We start from the raw sequence: 15,448 nt of genomic DNA on the forward strand, positions 1-15,448 counted from the left end.
CGTTCCTGCGATGTAGGCAACTTCCCAAATGTAATTCAGACCCTCTGGGCTTGTGTCCGGGGAGCATTCGCTTGCTTATATTTCGACGCCATCTTCATTGCATCCAGGGATGTAAAGCATGGCGCAGGGCTATATCAACGACCGCACCACGGACTATCACAGCCTGAAATCCCGCTTGATGGGCGGCGGCATAAGCCGGGAACGTTCGGCCCATTTCGATGTGTTGAATCATCATCTGCGCCATGGGCTGGTGACGCCTGGGCAGTTGATCGTCATTCCCGATGCTTACAGCGTCACCTGTTCGCTGGAGGAAGCCTGGTTGGTGCGTCAGGCTGAGACGATTCGCCGAGAACTGGAGAGTGCTGCCGGAGCCCGGGTGGTCAATGACTATGACTTGCTGCAGAGCCTTCTGGGCTACAGCTCGTTGGGGATAGGCAGCGCCACATCGGCGTGGTCGCGGCATCTGAACGAGGTGGTGCATACCCTGGAGGAGATCGAGCGATTGCATCAGCGTTTGCGGGACGGCGGCCTGGACCGGCAAGCGTTTTTTCGCCAGCGCCAGGTGCTGTTTGGGCTGCTGGAAACGCAGTTGCAGGGCGCTGCACGATTTGGCACGGGGTTGCGGGGCAATCAGGCGTTGAAGACGGTGCTCGGGATTTCAACCAAAAGCTATTTGCGCAAGGGCGAGATCGCCGGGTATGCGCAGCGGATGCGGGCGATTGCGCAGACGTCGAAGTGGTTGGGGAAGGGGACGTATGTGGGGTTGGCGCTGGATGTGGGCGTGGCAGGTTTGGAGATCAAGGAGGCGTGTGTGGACGGACGGGAGATGCAGTGTCGGCGGGGGGAAAATGTGGGGGCGGGGGAGGTGGTGGGGGGGGGGGCGGGCTCTTATTGGGGCGGGCCGCTCGGTGCAAAATTAGCCCGTCGCGCCTGTACGCTCTTTTTGGGCGTTGCCGCTAAAGGAAACGGTGAGCTGGCTTGTGCTGTTATTGGCGGTGCTGCGGGGGGGGATGTAGGGGGCGATGTAGTTGGCGCTCGCGGTTCGTTTCTTGGCGGCCAAATCCTAGAGATCGACGGTGATTTGATCTTTCAACCAGAAGGCGCCTAATCATGGATTTTTATCTCGTCTTTACGATCTTTATATTTGCAGGGGCGCTGATTGGTTCAGGACTGTCTTTCTACGTCGAATACACAAAGCTCGAAGCGTTGGAAAGCTACTTCAGCGAGAACAAAGTGGTCTGCGATAACAAACGTTTTTGGGGCCGAAATACGCATCTCGACAGGGTTCATCGCATGATCTTGATCAGTCAATTGTTGGCAATGCCCAAGACCCATATCAAGCGAGGGGACGTGACCGAAGCCGAACTGGCCGCCATCCCCTTATCCCTCAAGCGCTGGGCGTTGTGGCCGATCAATTTCGGCTTCATATGGTTTACCAGCTTAATTATCTGGAACGTCTGGTACCGCTGACAGCCCGCTCAATACCGGGTATCGGCTCAGGAAAAATCCTCCTCGAAAGGCTCCTGTTCACCCCGTGTCGCCCCTTGGCGACGCATCGCTTGCACAAGGGCGAGGTCGCCGGGTATGCGCAGCGGGTGCGGGCGATTGCGAAGACGTCGAAGTGGTTGGGGAAGGGACGTATGTGGACGGACGGGAGATGCAGTGTCGGCGGGCGAAATATGTGGAGTCGGGGAAGTTGGTGGGCGGCGTGGCGGGCGCTTATTGGGGTGGGAAGTTCGGTTCACACTTAGCCCGTCGCGCCTGTACGCTCTTTTTGGGCGTTGCCGCTAAAGGAAACGGTGAGTTGGCTTGTGCTGTTATTGGCGGTGCTGCGGGAGGACATACGGTGGGCAGTGCATTCGGCGACTCGGGCGCATTTCTTGGCGGGAAAATTCTGGAGATCGATGGTGATCTGATCTTTCAACCAGAGGGTGCTTAACCATGGATATCTTTCTCATCTTTACAATTTTGGTATTTGCAGCTGGCCTGATTGGTGCCGTGCTGTCTTTCTACGTCGAATACACCAAGCTCGAAGCGTTGGAAAGCTACTTCAGCGAGAACAAAGTGGTCTGCGATAACAAACGTTTTTGGGGCCGAAATACGCATCTCGACAGGGTTCATCGCATGATCTTGATCAATCAGTTGTTGGCAATGCCCAAGACCCATATCAAGCGAGGGGACGTGACCGAAGCCGAACTGGCCGCCATCCCCTTATCCCTCAAGCGCTGGGCGTTGTGGCCGACCAATTTCGGCTTCATATGGGCTGCCAGCTTATTTATCTGGAGCGTCTGGTACCGCTGGTAGCCCGCTCAATCCCGGGTATCGGCTCAGGAAAAATCCTCCTCGAAATGCTCCTGTTCACCCCGTGTCGCCCCTTGGCGACGCACCACTTCCATCTGCCGTAATTCCACCCGGCGAATCTTGCCGGAAATGGTCTTGGGCAGTTCACTGACAAACTCGATGCGCCGCACGCGCTTGTACGGCGCCAGGTGTTCGCGGGCGAAGGCCAGGATCTGCCTGGCCAGCTCGGCACTGCCGGGGGCGTCATGGGCCAGGATCAGGAAGGCTTTGGGCACGGCCAGGCGCAGCGGGTCGGGGCTGGGGACTACGGCGACTTCCATCACGGCCGGGTGTTCGATCAGCGCGCTTTCCAGCTCGAACGGGCTGATGCGGTAGTCGGAGGCTTTGAATACATCATCGGCGCGGCCGACGAAAGTGATGTAGCCGTCGCTGTCGATCTGCGCGGTGTCACCGGTGCGGTAGTAACCGTCGCGCATCACTTCAGCGGTTTTTTCCGGGCTGTCTTCGTAGCCCATCATCAAACCGAGAGGGCGCACATCCAGGGGCAGGGCGACTTCGCCCTCGGTGGCAGGCACGCCGTCGGGGTCGAGCAGCGCAACGCGGTAACCTGGCAACGGGCGGCCCATGGAGCCCGGCTTGAGCAACTGGCCGGGCGTGTTACCGACCAGGGCGGTGGTTTCCGATTGGCCGAAGCCATCGCGCAGCGGCAAACCCCAGGCCTGCTGGATCTGCTCGATGATCTCCGGGTTCAGCGGTTCGCCCGCGCCGACCAATTCACGCAGGTTCAGGCGCGTCTTGTGACTGGCCAGGTCTTCCTGGATCAGCATGCGCCACACCGTGGGCGGCGCGCACAGGCTGGTCACGCGATATTGTTCCAGCGCCGTCAGCAAGGCCGGCGCGCTGAACCGTGCGACGTTATGGATAAAGATGCACGCGCCGGCGTTCCACGGCGCGAACAGGCAGCTCCAGGCGTGCTTGGCCCAGCCTGGAGACGAGATATTCAGGTGCAGGTCGCCCGGTTGCAGGCCGATCCAGTACATCGTCGACAGGTGACCCACCGGGTAGCTCTGGTGGCTGTGCAGCACCATCTTCGGTTTGGAGGTGGTGCCGGAGGTGAAATACAGCAGCATCGGGTCGATTGCCAACGTGCGGCCCTCGGCGTCGAACTGCTCGGGGTATTCAAACGCAGCGTTGTGCGCAACCCAGCCAGCGGGTGCCGTGCCCACACAGATGCGACTGCAGCCATCGCCCAGGCCGTCGAATTTGCCCACATGCGCCTCACCGACCACCAGATGGCGCACCTGGCCGCGCTCGATGCGGTCGCGCAGATCATCCGGGTTGAGCAGGGCGGTGGCGGGGATGACCACCGCGCCGAGCTTGAAGGCAGCGAGCATGGTTACCCACAGCGCCACGTCGTTGCCGAGCATCAACAGCACCCGATCGCCACGCCGCACGCCCACGGCGCGCAGATGGTTGGCGACCTGGTTGGAGCGCGCAGCCAACTGCTGGAAGCTGTAGCGCTGCTCGCTGCCGTCTTCTTCTACGATCCACAGCGCGTTGGCCGAATTGCCCTCGGCCATCACATCGAAATAGTCCAGGGCCCAGTTGAACGCATCCAACTGCGGCCAGCGGAAGTCGCGGGCGGCGATGGCGTAGTCGGTGCGATGGGCGAGCAGGAAATCCCGGGCGGCCAGGAAGGGATGCGTCATGGTCGGTGTCCTTGATTATTGTTGTAGGGACGGCCTGCGGCTAAACCGGCAGGCTGGACCGAGTATAGGCATGCATAAATCCGGAGATGAACGCTCAAAAACACCGGTGCGTTGTGCAAAAAAGTCATGTGTACACAGGCTGGATTGACGATTCATACATAAAAGTCCAGGATGGAATTATAAGTACAAATATTTCTGCTGCATTTTTTCTTCTCTCTTGCCAAACCAACAACAACCTGCGAGATCACCCATGAAGAAACGCTTGCTTATCACCGCGCTGGCCTTGATCGCTTCCAGCCACGTACTGGCCGCCGAGAAAACCCTGCGCATCGGCATCGAGGCGGCCTATCCGCCGTTTGCCTCCAAGACCCAGGAAGGCACGATCGTCGGCTTCGACTACGACATTGGCAATGCGCTGTGCGCGCAGATGAAGGTCAAGTGCGTGTGGGTTGAAGGTGAGTTCGATGGACTGATTCCTTCCCTCAAGGTGAAGAAAATCGACATGGCGCTGTCGTCCATGACCATCAACGAAGACCGCAAGAAGTCGGTGGACTTCACCCACAAGTACTATTTCACCTCGTCACGCCTGGTGATGAAGGACGGCGCCGTCGTCGATGACCAGTACGCCAGTCTCAAGGGCAAGACCGTCGGCGTGCAGCGTGCGACCACCACTGACCGCTACGCCACCGAGGTGTTCGAGCCCAAGGGCATCATCGTCAAGCGCTACAGCAATAACGAAGAGATCTACATGGACCTGGCGTCAGGGCGCCTGGATGCGATCTTTGCCGACACCATCCCCTTGAATGACTTCCTGCAAATGCCACGGGGCAAGGGCTATGCCTTTGTCGGGCCGGAACTCAAGGACCCGAAATATGTGGGTGAAGGCGCGGGGATTGCGGTGCGCAAGGGCAACGAGGCGCTGGTCAGCGAGTTGAATACGGCGATTGATGGCATTCGCGCCAGTGGCGAATACCAGAAGATTTCGCAGCAATACTTCAAGGCCGATATCTACGGCGATTGATGCACGGGCCCGCTCACCACCAAACCCAAAAACAGGGCTGAAGGTTCAGCCCTTCAATTCCTTCAGATGCTTGTAGACCGTCGCCCGCCCCATGCCCAGCACGTTCGCCACGTAGTTCGAAGCGCTCTTGCCCTTGAACGCGCCTTCGGCATGCAGCGCCAGCACCAGTTCGCGTTTGTGGTCGCGGGTCAGCAGGTTCAGGCTCAACTGGCGCTCGCGCATCCAGGCATGCAGGAAGGTGTTGATACGTTCCTGCCAGTCATCGCGAAACAGCGCATCCGGCTGTGGGATCAACTTGCTGGGCGACAGGAACAGGTCCAGCGCCGCCTTGGCGTTTTCGAACAGTGAAATATTCAGGTTGATGCATAGCACCGCCAGGGGCCGACCGCTGGTGTCGCGCAGCACGGTGCTCAGGCTGCGAATTTTCTGGCCGTCCCAGTTAAGCTTTTCGTACGGGCCGATATTCACTTCGCTGACGTCATCGCTGAGCATGTCCTCCAGCGCCGAGTCGTCGCCAATCGCGCGTTTCGACAGGTTATTGGCGATGTAATCGACCTTTTGCGAGCGCAGGTCATGCAGCACCACTTCGGCGTGGGGGAAAAACAGGGTGGCGATTGCATCGGCAATCGCACGAAAGTTCTGCAAGGCGTTGTCGGGTTCGACGCTGTTCATCAATGGGGCTCCAGGCGGGCGGGGGAGAGCATACCAGCGTCCAGCCCGAACCGCGTCAATGCCTCCGGCAGCGGCGCGCCGCGCACCAGTGCCGCGCTGGCCTGGCCCATGGCCGGTGAAGTCTGGATGCCATAACCGCCTTGCGCTGCCACCCAGAACAGCCCCGGCACCTGCGGGTCGAAGCCCGAGAGCAAATCCCCGTCGTGCACAAAACTGCGCAGGCCGGCCCAGGCCCGGGTCGGGCGGCGGATGGTCAGGGTGGTGGCCTCTTCGATCTGGTAGATGCCCATGGCGATGTCCAGCTCTTCGGGCTGGATATCCTGGGGCTCGACCGCGTCGGCGTTGGCCGGTGAGCCAAGGAACATGCCGGCGTCGGGCTTCATGTAGAACGCTTCGTCGAGGGCCACCAGCATTGGCCACCCGTGGCTGTCCACGCCTTCAGGGCCGGCGAAGATAAACGCCGAGCGGCGCTTGGGTTGCAGGCCGATGGAGGCGGCACCGGCCAGCCCCCCGATGTGGTCGGCCCAGGCGCCGGCGGCATTGATGATAATCGGGGCGGTGAAGGTGTCGTGCTGGGTGTTGACGTGCCAGAGACCGGCACTGTCACGGCTCAAGCCCAGCACGTGGCGGTCGGTAAGCACGTCACCGCCGTTGCGCCGGATCCCGCGCAAATACCCTTGGTGCAGGGCATCGGTGTCGATGTCGCTGGCGGTCGGGTCATAGATTGCCCCGTGGACCTTTTCCCGACGCAGGATCGGCAACTTCGCACAGGCCTCGTCGGCACTCAGCTGTATGACCTGCGGCACAGTGGCTTTGGCGCTGAGGTATTGCGCGTTCAACTCGGCCGGGTCGCCGGTGAAGTCCACCGTCATCTCGCCGCGTGGCGTCAGCAAAGGATGCTCGCAGAACCCTGTTGGCGGCTGGTCGAAAAACTCACGGCTGGCGAGGGTCAACGCCCGCACCTGCGGGGTGCCGTAGGCGGCGGTGTAGAGCGCTGCCGAACGCCCCGTGGAGTGATAGGCCGGGTGGGATTCTCGCTCCAGCACCAGCACCTTGCCGTGTTGCGACAACCAGAAACCCGTGGATGCGCCGGCAATACCGCCGCCGATGATGATGAAATCTGCGTGGTTCATAGGCGTCTCCAGAGGGCGTTGGCCAGTGCGATGTCTTCCAGGCCCAGGCCGATGGAGCGGAAAAATACATGGCGGTCGTAGGACGGGGGCTGTACCTGGTCACTGAGCAGTTCGGCCAGGTCGCCCATGACTGCACTCGGGTTCCAGCCGTGCTGTTCGGCGGCGATCAGCATCTCGCCGGCTGAACCTGGGGTGGTCTGACGATAGTCGCAGAACACGTCCATATCATTGAGGCACTGCGGCGGTACTTCGTGGGCACGCGGGGCGTTGGTGCTGATGGAGGTGATCAGTGCAGGCTTGTTCAAGCGCGAAGGGTCGATCACCGGGCCTGCCGATGAAGTGCACAGCAGGATCACGTCGGCATCTTCCAGGGCCGCATCGCAGGTGGGGGCGATGCTTGCGCGCGGGTCCAGGCGTTCAAACGCGGAGCTTTTACCGGCCAGGCTGGGCGAAAAAACCTTGATGCTTTGCCAGTCCCGCAGGGTTTTCACGTAATGCAGGTGAGCCTGGGCCACCTTGCCGCTGCCGATAATCGCCAGCCGTTGCGCCGACTGTGGCGCCAGTGCATCCACCGCCAATGCCGTGGTCGCGGCCGTGCGCGCGGTGGTCAACTCAGCGGCATCACACAACAGCAGCGGCTGGCCGGTCTGCATCGACATCAACAGCGTCCATGCGGTGACCAGCGGCCCTTGCTCACGCACGATGTACGGCGAGGTTTTCACCCCATAGACGCCTTCCTCCGCCAGCACGCCCAGGTAGTTGATAAAGTCGCCGGCACCCTGGGGGAACTCGACCCACTGTTGCGCCGGCTGCACCGCTTGCCCGGCGGCCAGGTCTCGAAACAGCTTGCGCAGGATCTGCGTTACATCGACCTGCGCGAGTAATTCGCGAGCCTGGAGCTGGTTAATCACTTGAGGCGTGCTGGACATGAAAATCTCCGCAGCTAAACTATTTTGTCCATTATGGACTTTTAGTCCTGTTGATCAAGCGATAAACCTCAACCCGCGAAGCGAAACCCATCCGCCAGCTTCTCCTTCAAATAGCTGACCAACGCACTCACCGACTTCGGCACATGGGGCGAATACGGCCGAATCAGGTAGATCTCATTGGCAAACGCGCCCTTGAGCGTCCAGTCCTTGAGCACCTGCACCAGCTTGCCGCTGGCCAGCGCGGCATGGGCGCTGAAGTCCGGCAGCAAGGCAATGCCCAAATGGTTGAGGGCCGAGTCGCGCAGCGCCTCACTGTTATTGGTGGCAAAGCTGCCGGCGATGGGCACGGTGAGGCGTTCGACGTTTTTACTGCCGCGCTCGAAGGTCCAGGCAGGCTGGTCGGTACCCCGAGGGTAGAACAGGCAGTTGTGGGTCGAGAGGTCGCCGGGTTCGCGAGGTTCGCCGTGGTGTTGCAGGTAGTCGCGGGTGGCCACCAGCACCGAGCCGGTGTCGCAGAGTTTCCAGGCGACGTGGGTTTCCGGCACCTGGAAACCGTGGCGCACGGCCAGGTCGTAGCCTTCGGCGGCCAGGGAACTCAGCGCATCGGACACATCCAGCTGGATACGTACTTGCGGGTATCGCTGCAGGAATTCCGACAGATGCGGCACCAGTTGCTGTCGGGCAAATGCCACTGGCGCGGTAAGGCGCACCAGCCCGCGAATCTCCCCCACCGAGTCACGCACCGACGAGAAACTGCGGGCGATTTGCGCATAGGCGCTACGCACTTCACGGGTCAGCGACAGCCCCGCATCGGTCAGCCGCACACTGCGCGTGGTGCGGGTGACCAACTGGGTGCCGGTGGCCTTTTCCAGATCGGCAATCCGCTGGCTGACCGCAGACTTGCTCACCCCCAGGCGTGCGGCGGCTGCGGTGTAAGTGCCTTGCTCTTCCAATATGGAAAGCCAGTGGATATGGGTCCACAGCCCTTCGATCTCAGATTTTTCCATGGGTGTATTGTTCGCGTATGTGGACAATAAGTTCAGGATTCTGCTCTGGTTTGGAACAAAGCGAAAGCCTATCGTGTGTCCCAACGCTACCCACCGGGATCGACTGCCATGACCACTACAATCGAGCACTACATCAACGACCAGCGCGTGTCTCGCGATGATCGCTATCAGGACGTCTTCAACCCGGCCACCGGCGAAAAAACCGCTCGCGTTGCGCTGGCCAGCCGCCAGACCGTGTCCGAAGCCGTTGCCGCCGCCCAAGCCGCCTTCGACGGCTGGGCCGACACCCCGCCCATCCGCCGCGCCCGTGTGCTGTTCCAGTACCTGCACCTGCTGCGCGAGCGCAAGGACGACCTGGCGCGCATCATCGTCGCCGAGCACGGCAAGGTCTTCACCGACGCCCAAGGCGAAGTGGACCGTGGCATCGATATTCTGGAATTCGCCTGCGGCATCCCCAACCTGCTCAAGGGCGAGCACTCCGACCAGGTCTCCCGAGGCATGGACAACTGGACAATGCGCCAACCGCTGGGCGTCGTGGCCGGCGTCACGCCGTTCAACTTCCCGGTGATGGTGCCGATGTGGATGTACCCGATCGCCATCGCGGCGGGCAACACCTTCATCCTCAAGCCAAGCCCGACTGATCCAAGCGCCTCGCTGTTCATGGCTGAGCTGCTGCGTGAAGCCGGCCTGCCCAAAGGCGTGTTCAACGTGGTCCAGGGCGACAAGGAATCGGTGGATGCACTGATCGAACACCCGGACGTCAAGGCCGTGAGCTTCGTCGGCTCCACACCGATTGCCCAATACATCTACGAAACCGGCGCGCGCAACGGCAAGCGTGTGCAGGGCCTGGGCGGCGCGAAAAACCATATGGTGGTGATGCCCGACGCCGACATCGAAAAAACCGTCGACGCGCTGATGGGCGCTGCTTATGGCAGTGCTGGCGAGCGCTGCATGGCAATCTCCGTCGCCGTGCTGGTCGGCGATGTCGGTGACAAAGTCATTGCAGCCTTGACCGAACGCGCCAAGCAGCTGCGCATCACTGACGGTCGCGACCTCAAGGCCGAGATGGGCCCGATTGTGTCCCGCGCCGCGCTGGAACGCATCAGCGGCTACATCGAACAGGGCGTACAGTCCGGCGCGCAATTGCTGCTGGACGGGCGTGACTACGTGCCCACCGAAGCGGGTCTGGAAAACGGCTTCTGGCTCGGCGCGACGCTGTTCGACCATGTGACCCAGGAAATGAGCATTTACCGCGAAGAAATCTTCGGCCCGGTCCTGGCCTGTGTGCGGGTCAACGATTTTGGCGAGGCGATCAAGCTGGTCAACGATCACGAGTTCGGCAACGGCGTCAGCTGCTTCACCCGCGACGGCAACATTGCCCGCGAATTTGCGCGGCGTATCCAGGTGGGCATGGTCGGCATCAACGTGCCGATCCCGGTGCCGATGGCCTGGCACGGGTTTGGTGGCTGGAAGAAGAGCCTGTTTGGCGACATGCACGCCTATGGCACCGAGGGTGTGCGTTTCTACACCAAGCAAAAATCGATCATGCAGCGCTGGTCGGAGAGCATCGAGCAGGGCGCGGAGTTTGCGATGCCGGTGTCCAAGTAATCCAGGGTTGTAGAAATCCAGTGTGGGAGGGGCTTGCCTCTCCCACATTTTTTTTGCGCGAGGGTTGACGGTCAGGCGATTGAATAATACTGTACATAAACACAGTGTTTAAGCGCTGATCAACCAGGACGGCACCATCAGCTACGCCAAACACTGTGTGCAAGTTAACGGATTAACTCAATGCACAGGCTCGTCAAACCGAGCCGTTTTTATAGAGAGAGGGAACTCATGTCGTATCCAGAAAGCAAACTCACCGGCCTGACCGGTTTTGCACTCGCCGCCAAAGTTACCGGCGGCTGGTCTGGCCAGGTGGTCAGTATCACCACGCTGGATCAACTCAAAGCCAACATTGGCGACACCACCCCACGGGTCCTGGTGATCAACAGCAACATCGCGGCGTCGAGCCTGACCAAGGTCAACATGGGCGCCAACAAGACCCTGATCGGCTCGTTCCAGAACCGTACCTTGGAGAATATTCACCTGCGTGCAACCGCGCAGTCGCAGAACATCATTCTGCAAAATATTATCTTCAAGCATTCGGCCAGCATTAAGGCCAATGACGATATTCAGGTGTACCTGAACTACGGCAGCAAGTACTGGATCGATCATTGCTCCTTTGTTGGCCACATCTGGTCAACCACGGATGGCAGCGAAGACAAATTGGTGTACATCGGTGAAAAGGCTGACTACGCCACCATCAGCAACTGCTTCTTCGGTAACCACAAATATGGCCTGATCTTCGGTCACCCGGCCGATGACAACAAAGCCGAGTTCAATGGTTACCCGCGCCTCACGTTGTGTCACAACCGCTTCGACAACATGGAAGTCCGCGCGCCGGGCTTGATGCGCTACGGGTACTTCCACGTCTACAACAACTACATCAACAACTTCCACCTGGGTTTCACCCTGGCGCAGAACGCCAACATCCTTTCTGAGAGCAACTATTTTGGAGAGGGCAGCCAGAACAAAGGCATGTTGGATGACAAGGGCACCGGAACATTCACCGACACCAACAGCGTGCCGGCGATCACCAACCAGAAGTCGCCCAAGGCCCAATGGACGGCCAGTTCCAACTATGGCTACACCTTGAAGACAGCCGCCCAGGCCAAGGACTTCACACAGAAAAATGCGGGGGCTCAGGCGGTGGCGTTGGTGTTCGGTAGTTAACGCCGGATAGTCATTGTGGGAGCGGGCTTGCTCGCGAAAGCGGAGTGTCAGTCAATGGATGTGTGGCTGACCCACTGCCTTCGAGGGCAAGCCACCTCCCACATTTAGCCTGCGGTGTGCTTGGGATCACTCACCTGCGCCCCGCCCGCGTACTCACGTCCACCCACACCGCCAGCACCAGGATGCTGCCCTTGACGATCATCTGCCAGTAACTGTCCACATCCAGCATCGACATGCCGTTATCCAGGCTGGTAATCACCAACGCCCCGAGTAGCGCGCCATACACCGTGCCCGAGCCACCGCGCATCGACGTGCCGCCGATAAAGCACGCCGCAATCGCATCCAGTTCGCCCATGTTTCCCGCCGACGGCGAACCCGCCGCGAGACGTGCGGTGTTGACCAGGCCGGCCAGTGCGCACATCACCCCCATGATGCCGAAGATCCACAGTTTCACCGCCTGCACGTTGATGCCCGACAGGCGTGTGGCTTCCATGTTGCTGCCCACCGCGTAGACGCGGCGACCGAACACGGTCTGGCTGGTGACGTAGCTGAACACGCCGAGCAGCACCAGCAACAGCAGCACCGGCACGGGGATGCCGTCGTAGCTGTTGAGGGTGGTGACGAACCCGGCGAGCACCGCGCCGATCACCCCGACGCGCACCACATCACGCACCAGCGAATGCGCGGCCAGCCCGTGGAGCGCACGGTTGCGCCGTTGTTTCCAGGTCAAGAACAGCGTCAGCGCAAACAACAAAATCCCGAGGCCGACGCCCACTGTGTGCGGCAAATACCCCTGGCCCACGTACACCAGCGACGGTGATACCGGCGCAATGGTGGTGCCGCCGGTGATCCCCAGCAGAATCCCGCGAAACGCCAGCATGCCGCCCAATCCGACGATAAACGAAGGGATGCGCAGATAGGCCGTCATGTAGCCGTTGGTCAACCCGATCATCAGCCCGCACAGCGCCACCAGGCTGAGATTGGCCAGCAACGGGATGTGGTAGACCACATCCAGGATCGCCGCCAACCCGCCCAACAACCCCAGTAACGAACCCACCGACAGGTCAATCTCGCCGCTGATAATCACCAGCACCATGCCGCACGCCAGGATCCCGGTGATCGCCATCTGGCGCAGCAGGTTCGACAGGTTGCGCGGTGTCAGGAAACCGCCCTCGGTCTGCCAGCTGAAAAACAGCCAGATCACCGCCACAGCGATCACCAGGGCGAGCATTTTGTAGCGGGTAAACAGCTGTTTGACCTGATTCATCTACGCGGTCTTCCGATCATTATTGTTGTTATGGCTGAGCGCGGCGGCGAGCACTTGTTCCTGGGTGAGCCCCTCGTTGATGAAGTCGCCGCGCAGTTGGCCGTCGCCGATCACCAGCACGCGGTTGGACACGCCGAGCACTTCGGCCAGTTCCGAAGACACCATGATGATCGACACGCCTTCGGCCGCCAGCGCGCCCATCAGTTTGTAGATCTCATACTTGGCGCCCACGTCCACCCCGCGTGTGGGCTCGTCGAGGATCAGCACCTTGGGCTTGGCCATCAGCATTTTTGCCAGCACGGCCTTTTGCTGATTGCCGCCAGAGAGGCTGGTGATCGGCAAGAACGGGCTGGAGGTCTTGAGGTGCATGCGTGCGATCTGCTGGTCGATGCTGCCCAGTTCGGCTTCGGCATCGATGCGGGTCATATGGGCATAGGTGTCGAGGATCGCCAGGGTGATGTTCTGGCCCACGCCCAGGTCGGGAACGATGCCTTGGCGCTTGCGGTCTTCCGGCACCATGCACAGCCCGGCGCGGATCGATTTGAGCGGCGTGCGTGTGTCGATCACCTGGCCGTCCAGCCACACTTCGGCGCTGTAGCGGCCGGGGTAGGCGCCGAACAGCGCCGACACCAGTTCCGTGCGCCCGGCGCCGACCAGTCCGGCGATGCCGAGGATTTCGCCGCGCTTGAGCACGAAGGAAATATCATCGACACGCTTGCGCCTGGGGTTGTCCACGTCATAGCAGGTGACGTTGCGCGCTTCGAAAATCACCTCGCCGATGTCATGGGGTTCGGTGGGGTAGAGGTTGCTCATTTCCCGCCCGACCATCTGCGTGATGATTTGCGGGATGTCCATGTCGGCCATCGCCGTGGTCGCGATGTGCTTGCCGTCGCGGATCACCGCAATGGTGTCGCACACCGCTGCCACTTCATCGAGCTTGTGGGAGATGTACACGCAGGCCACGCCCTTGGCCTTGAGGTCTCGGATGATGTCGAGCAGCACCTCGATTTCCGAACGGGTCAGGGCCGACGAGGGCTCGTCGAGGATCAGCAGGCGCGCTTTTTTATTCAGCGCCTTGGCGATTTCCACCAGTTGCTGGTAGCCGCCGCCGTATTGCGACACCGGCAAGGCGACGTTCATATCCGGCACCTTGAGTTCACGCATCAGCGCTTCGGCGCGGTGGAGCATTGCCGGGTAGTTCATGCGTCCGCCGGGCAACGTCAGCTCGTGGCCCATAAAGATGTTTTCGGCCACCGAGAGGTCGGGCACCAGGGTCAGCTCCTGGTGGATGATCACGATGCCCGCGGCCTCGGTTTCGCTGATGGACTGGGCCCTGAGCGGCTGCCCATCCCAGAGGATCTCGCCGTCCCAGGTGCCGTACGGGTAGACCGCCGACAGCACCTTCATCAAGGTTGATTTGCCCGCGCCATTCTCACCGCACAGGCCGACACACTCCCCCGGCCGCACGCTGATGTCGATGCCGTTCAGGGCGTTGACACCGCCAAAGGTTTTGACGATGCCGGTCATTTGCAGCAGGTAGTCGGCCATGGCGGTCACTGCCCGGCAATCTGCTCTTTGGTGTAGAACCCATCCTTCTCCAACAGATCAATATTGGCCTTGGTCAGCGGGGTCGGGGTGAGCAGGATGGTGTCGACCTGTTTGCTGCCGTTGTCGTACTGCGAGCTGTAGGTGGGTTTTTCGTTGCGTGCCAGTTGCACCGAGAGCTTGGCGGCTTCGGTGGCGATCAGCTTGAGCGGCTTGTACACGGTCATGGTCTGGGTGCCGTCGATCACGCGCTTGATTGCGGCGAGGTCGGCGTCCTGGCCGGAGATCGGCACCTTGCCCGCGAGTTTCTGCGCGGCCAGGGCCTGGATCGCACCGCCGGCGGTGGCGTCGTTGGAGGCGACGATGGCGTCGATCTTGTTGTTGTTCCGCGTCAGGGCGTTTTCGACGATGCTCAGGGCTTCGGTGGGGTTCCACTCCTTGACCCATTGTTGGCCGACCACCTTGATATCGCCCTTGTCGATGGCCGGTTGCAGCACCTTCATCTGGCCTTCGCGCAGCACTTTGGCGTTGTTGTCGGTGGGCGCGCCGCCGAGCAGGAAGTAGTTTCCCTTGGGCGCGGCTTGCAGCACGCCGGCGGCCTGCATTTCGCCGACTTTTTCGTTATCGAAGGAGATGTAGGCGTCGATGTCCGCGTTGAGAATCAGGCGGTCATAGGACACCACCTTGATCCCGGCTTTCTTGGCTTCGGCCACCGCGTTAGTCAGCACCGTGGCGTTGAACGGCACGATCACGATGACGTCGACGCCCCGGGAGATCAGGTTTTCAATTTGGGAAATTTGCTTCTGCTCGTTGGCATCGGCCGATTGCACAAAGACTTTCGCGTCGAGTTTTTCGGCAGCGGCGACGAAGTAGTCACGGTCGCGGGACCAGCGTTCAAGGCGCAGGTCGTCGATGGAAAAGCCGATTTTCGGGTGGGCAGGGTCGGCCATGACCGGCAGGGCGAGCAAGGCCAGGGCCGTGGCGAGCAGTGTGCGTTTGAATGACTTCATGGTGGTGCGTCCTTTTATTGTTGTTGGAAGACTCTAGTCGAACACCGCTGTTGCTGTTGCTGTTGCTGTTGCTGTTGCT

General features: G+C 60.6%; 14 protein-coding genes and 1 pseudogene. 7 read left to right on the top strand and 8 right to left on the bottom strand.

Features of this window, described 5'->3' with window-relative positions:
• The first annotated feature begins 118 nt into the window (after positions 1 to 118).
• The 4 genes and pseudogenes from AOA60_RS11510 (at position 119) to AOA60_RS11525 (ending at position 2,304) form a co-directional block, all read left to right on the top strand.
• Complete coding sequence (locus AOA60_RS11510) at positions 119 to 1,108, top strand: hypothetical protein (RefSeq protein ID WP_099584544.1); 990 nt, start codon at positions 119 to 121, stop codon at positions 1,106 to 1,108.
• A 2-nt stretch (positions 1,109 to 1,110) separates the two neighbouring features.
• Positions 1,111 to 1,470, top strand: a complete 360-nt coding sequence (locus AOA60_RS11515; RefSeq protein ID WP_099584545.1) for a hypothetical protein — start codon at positions 1,111 to 1,113, stop codon at positions 1,468 to 1,470.
• Between the two features lie 89 nt (positions 1,471 to 1,559).
• Positions 1,560 to 1,939, top strand: a pseudogene (locus tag AOA60_RS33890) (hypothetical protein); the annotation flags it as partial.
• A gap of 2 nt (positions 1,940 to 1,941) precedes the next feature.
• On the top strand, positions 1,942 to 2,304 hold the full coding sequence (locus AOA60_RS11525; protein ID WP_099584546.1) for a hypothetical protein: 363 nt from the start codon (positions 1,942 to 1,944) through the stop codon (positions 2,302 to 2,304).
• 23 nt (positions 2,305 to 2,327) lie between these two features.
• Here the strand turns inward: AOA60_RS11525 and AOA60_RS11530 are convergent, their stop codons facing one another.
• Positions 2,328 to 4,010, bottom strand: a complete 1,683-nt coding sequence (locus AOA60_RS11530; protein WP_099584547.1) for an AMP-binding protein — start codon at positions 4,008 to 4,010, stop codon at positions 2,328 to 2,330.
• 250 nt (positions 4,011 to 4,260) lie between these two features.
• Between AOA60_RS11530 and AOA60_RS11535 the strand changes: the two genes are divergently transcribed.
• Entirely contained in the window at positions 4,261 to 5,031 is a 771-nt protein-coding gene (locus AOA60_RS11535) for an ABC transporter substrate-binding protein (RefSeq protein WP_099584548.1), read from the top strand.
• Between the two features lie 45 nt (positions 5,032 to 5,076).
• On the opposite strand, the gene AOA60_RS11540 is transcribed toward AOA60_RS11535, so the two are convergent.
• The 4 genes from AOA60_RS11540 to AOA60_RS11555 all read right to left on the bottom strand — a co-directional run bounded on the left by AOA60_RS11540 (position 5,077) and on the right by AOA60_RS11555 (position 8,772).
• A complete protein-coding gene (locus AOA60_RS11540; protein WP_099584549.1) occupies positions 5,077 to 5,703 on the bottom strand; it encodes a transcriptional regulator in 627 nt (208 codons plus the stop codon).
• A complete protein-coding gene (locus tag AOA60_RS11545) occupies positions 5,703 to 6,836 on the bottom strand; it encodes an FAD-binding oxidoreductase (RefSeq protein WP_099584550.1) in 1,134 nt (377 codons plus the stop codon). Before AOA60_RS11545 ends, AOA60_RS11540 begins: the two co-directional genes overlap by 1 nt.
• Positions 6,833 to 7,765 carry an ornithine cyclodeaminase family protein gene (locus tag AOA60_RS11550; RefSeq protein WP_099584551.1) on the bottom strand — a complete coding sequence of 311 codons (933 nt, stop codon included), beginning with the start codon at positions 7,763 to 7,765 and terminating at the stop codon, positions 6,833 to 6,835. Before AOA60_RS11550 ends, AOA60_RS11545 begins: the two co-directional genes overlap by 4 nt.
• A 68-nt stretch (positions 7,766 to 7,833) precedes the next feature.
• Positions 7,834 to 8,772, bottom strand: a complete 939-nt coding sequence (locus tag AOA60_RS11555) for a LysR family transcriptional regulator (protein ID WP_099584552.1) — start codon at positions 8,770 to 8,772, stop codon at positions 7,834 to 7,836.
• A 108-nt stretch (positions 8,773 to 8,880) separates the two neighbouring features.
• Between AOA60_RS11555 and AOA60_RS11560 the strand changes: the two genes are divergently transcribed.
• Positions 8,881 to 10,380: a CoA-acylating methylmalonate-semialdehyde dehydrogenase gene (locus AOA60_RS11560; protein ID WP_099584553.1), complete on the top strand. Its 1,500-nt coding sequence runs from the start codon at positions 8,881 to 8,883 to the stop codon at positions 10,378 to 10,380.
• Between the two features lie 228 nt (positions 10,381 to 10,608).
• Positions 10,609 to 11,547 carry a pectate lyase gene (locus AOA60_RS11565; protein ID WP_099584554.1) on the top strand — a complete coding sequence of 313 codons (939 nt, stop codon included), beginning with the start codon at positions 10,609 to 10,611 and terminating at the stop codon, positions 11,545 to 11,547.
• A 130-nt stretch (positions 11,548 to 11,677) separates the two neighbouring features.
• Here the strand turns inward: AOA60_RS11565 and AOA60_RS11570 are convergent, their stop codons facing one another.
• The 3 genes from AOA60_RS11570 to xylF are packed head-to-tail and all read right to left on the bottom strand — an operon-like array spanning position 11,678 to position 15,369.
• Positions 11,678 to 12,814, bottom strand: a complete 1,137-nt coding sequence (locus AOA60_RS11570; RefSeq protein ID WP_099584555.1) for a sugar ABC transporter permease — start codon at positions 12,812 to 12,814, stop codon at positions 11,678 to 11,680.
• Positions 12,815 to 14,362, bottom strand: a complete 1,548-nt coding sequence (gene xylG / locus AOA60_RS11575; RefSeq protein ID WP_177411523.1) for a D-xylose ABC transporter ATP-binding protein — start codon at positions 14,360 to 14,362, stop codon at positions 12,815 to 12,817.
• A 5-nt stretch (positions 14,363 to 14,367) separates the two neighbouring features.
• On the bottom strand, positions 14,368 to 15,369 hold the full coding sequence (xylF, locus tag AOA60_RS11580) for a D-xylose ABC transporter substrate-binding protein (RefSeq protein WP_099584557.1): 1,002 nt from the start codon (positions 15,367 to 15,369) through the stop codon (positions 14,368 to 14,370).
• Between the last annotated feature and the right edge of the window lie 79 nt (positions 15,370 to 15,448).

It is taken from the genome of Pseudomonas sp. 2822-17 (genome assembly GCF_002742485.1).
In the GTDB taxonomy this organism is placed as follows: Bacteria; Pseudomonadota; Gammaproteobacteria; order Pseudomonadales; family Pseudomonadaceae; genus Aquipseudomonas; species Aquipseudomonas cyclaminis.

Coding starts and splice junctions, on each gene's coding strand:
- AOA60_RS11545 (WP_099584550.1), bottom strand. CDS start 6,836: ATGAACCACGCAGATTTCATCATCATCGGCGGCGGTATTGCCGGCGCA.
- xylG (WP_177411523.1), bottom strand. CDS start 14,362: ATGGCCGACTACCTGCTGCAAATGACCGGCATCGTCAAAACCTTTGGC.
- AOA60_RS11555 (WP_099584552.1), bottom strand. CDS start 8,772: ATGGAAAAATCTGAGATCGAAGGGCTGTGGACCCATATCCACTGGCTT.
- AOA60_RS11540 (WP_099584549.1), bottom strand. CDS start 5,703: ATGAACAGCGTCGAACCCGACAACGCCTTGCAGAACTTTCGTGCGATT.
- AOA60_RS11535 (WP_099584548.1), top strand. CDS start 4,261: ATGAAGAAACGCTTGCTTATCACCGCGCTGGCCTTGATCGCTTCCAGC.
- AOA60_RS11570 (WP_099584555.1), bottom strand. CDS start 12,814: ATGAATCAGGTCAAACAGCTGTTTACCCGCTACAAAATGCTCGCCCTG.
- AOA60_RS11515 (WP_099584545.1), top strand. CDS start 1,111: ATGGATTTTTATCTCGTCTTTACGATCTTTATATTTGCAGGGGCGCTG.
- AOA60_RS11565 (WP_099584554.1), top strand. CDS start 10,609: ATGTCGTATCCAGAAAGCAAACTCACCGGCCTGACCGGTTTTGCACTC.
- AOA60_RS11550 (WP_099584551.1), bottom strand. CDS start 7,765: ATGTCCAGCACGCCTCAAGTGATTAACCAGCTCCAGGCTCGCGAATTA.
- AOA60_RS11530 (WP_099584547.1), bottom strand. CDS start 4,010: ATGACGCATCCCTTCCTGGCCGCCCGGGATTTCCTGCTCGCCCATCGC.
- AOA60_RS11525 (WP_099584546.1), top strand. CDS start 1,942: ATGGATATCTTTCTCATCTTTACAATTTTGGTATTTGCAGCTGGCCTG.
- AOA60_RS11560 (WP_099584553.1), top strand. CDS start 8,881: ATGACCACTACAATCGAGCACTACATCAACGACCAGCGCGTGTCTCGC.
- AOA60_RS11510 (WP_099584544.1), top strand. CDS start 119: ATGGCGCAGGGCTATATCAACGACCGCACCACGGACTATCACAGCCTG.
- xylF (WP_099584557.1), bottom strand. CDS start 15,369: ATGAAGTCATTCAAACGCACACTGCTCGCCACGGCCCTGGCCTTGCTC.